Below are 1975 nucleotides of genomic sequence, written 5' to 3'. Positions count from 1 at the left end.
GCTCTCGTGGAGGAAGCGCCAGAGGAGCTGCTCGCGGAGCGGGACGCGGAGGGCGAACAGGGCGCGCAGCTGCTCGGGGGTGAGGGGGGCGGGGCCGGTGCCGGGGGCGGGGAGCGGGAGGGGCCGCAGGCCGTCGGCGGGGTCGGTGCTGATCCAGCCCCGGGCCCGCCACCAGGCGAGGGCGGCGCGCAGGGTGGACAGTTCGCGGTTGAGGGTGCGCGGGTCGGTCCCGGTGCAACGGCGGTCGACGGCGGTCCGCAGCCGGTCGGCGGCCGAGGGGTGGTCGAGCAGGGCGAGCGGCAGGACGGGCGGCCGGGCGCGGCGCCGTGCCGGTCCGGCCGGGACGGGGCGGTCGGCGAGCGCCCAGGCCCAGGTGTCCAGGGCGATCCGGTAGACGCGGCGGGAGCTGTCGCCGAGTCCGGCGGCGGCCAGGTAGCGCTCGACGGCGACCGCGTACTCGACCGGGGTCGGGGAGTCCATGCCGATACCTGCTTTCCGCAGTAAACGAGGCTGGTGCGCTCCTCGGAAGGATAGCGTCAGGCGCAGTAAACAGCAGGTGAAAGCCGTTTTTGGCGCCGTTTACTGCGATAGTTGGTTCGCGGTCGGAAATTGATACGAAAAGGCTCAACCTTTTCTTCGGAAAGCCTTGTCGGCCGCTTCCGCGGGTGGGCAGACTGGGCGCCCATGACAGGGGAGACGGAACGATTCCCGGCCCGCCGTCGACGGCTTCCCGGCCGTCCGGCCGTGCTGGGCGAACGCGACTTCAGGTGGTTCTTCGTCGGCTACGCGACCTCGCTGGTCGGCTCCTCCATGGCGCCCGTGGCGGTGGCCTTCGCCGTGCTCGGCGACGGGGGCGGCGGGACGGAGCTGGGCTGGGTGATGGCCGCCCGGATCCTGCCGATCGTGCTGGTGATGCTGTTCGGCGGGGTGGTCGCCGACCGGCTGGGCAGCCGTCGGGTGATGCTCGCCGCGGAGGTGCTGCGCTGCGCGGTGCAGGGCGCCTTCGCGGTGCTGCTGCTCACCGGGCACGCGCGGCTCTGGGTGATGGTGGCGCTGGTCGCCGTCTGGGGCCTGGGCGAGGGGGTGTTCCTGCCCTCGCTGGGCGCGCTGGTGCCCACGCTGGTCCGTCGGGAGGAGCAGCTGCCGGACGCCAACACCTTGCTGGGGCTGGCGCGTTCGGTGTCGACGGTGGCCGGCCCGGCGCTCGCCGGCGTGATCACGGCGGGGTACGGGCCGGGGGCGGTGCTGGTGATCGACGCGGTGACCTACGGGGTCGGCGCGCTCGCGCTGGCCCGGCTGTCCGTCGCGCCGCCGGGTGAAAGGGAAAGGGCAGGGGCGAAGGCGGGGGCGGGCGACCGCGAGGACTCGATGCCGGCCGATCTCCGCAACGGCTGGAGCGCGTTCCGCTCCCGGCGCTGGCTCTGGGTGACCACCGTGCAGATGGGGCTGTTCAACCTGCTGGTCTGGGCGCCGTTCCTGGTGCTCGGCCCGCTGACCGCGCAGCGGGAGCTGGGCGGGGCGCGGGCCTGGGGCCTGGTGATGGGCGTGTACGGGGTCGGGGCGGTGCTGGGCGGGCTGTTGATGCTCGGGCGCCGGCCCGGGCGGCCGCTCGCGGTGGCGACGGTGGCGACCCTCGGCTGGGCGCTGCCCTCGGCCTCGCTCGCGGCGGGGCTGCCGCTGGGCTGGACGGTCGCGGCGGCGTTGGTGGCGGGGTCCGGTTCGGCGGTCTGCGGCTCGCTGTACGAGTCCACGCTGCAGCGCTGGGTGCCGGCCGAGGTGCTGGCGCGGGTGACGGCGTTCGGCGGGCTGGGCGCGTTCGTGCTGGGGCCGCTGGGCCTGGCGGCGGCCGGTCCGCTGGCCGACCGGGTGGGGGTGGCGGCCGTGCTGGCCTTCGGCGCGGGGTGGCAGCTGCTGGCCGCGGCGGCGGTGCTGGCGGTGCGCGCCGTGCGCTGCCGGGGCTGGGAGGGGGAGGCGG

1 protein-coding gene and 1 pseudogene are annotated in these 1975 nt (G+C 75.5%); one reads left to right on the top strand and one right to left on the bottom strand.

All coding sequences use genetic code 11. The features are described 5' to 3' along the window. A pseudogene (locus ADK60_RS21225) lies at positions 1-480 on the bottom strand (hypothetical protein); the annotation flags it as partial. A 204-nt stretch (positions 481-684) separates the two neighbouring features. Between ADK60_RS21225 and ADK60_RS21220 the strand changes: the two are divergent. Beyond that, the coding region (locus tag ADK60_RS21220) for an MFS transporter (protein WP_107094681.1) at positions 685-1975 on the top strand (1291 nt) is incomplete at its 3' end.

This window comes from Streptomyces sp. XY431, assembly GCF_001279805.1.
Lineage (GTDB): Bacteria > Actinomycetota > Actinomycetes > Streptomycetales > Streptomycetaceae > Kitasatospora > Kitasatospora purpeofusca.
This window is presented reverse-complemented; position numbering and strand designations above follow the sequence as displayed.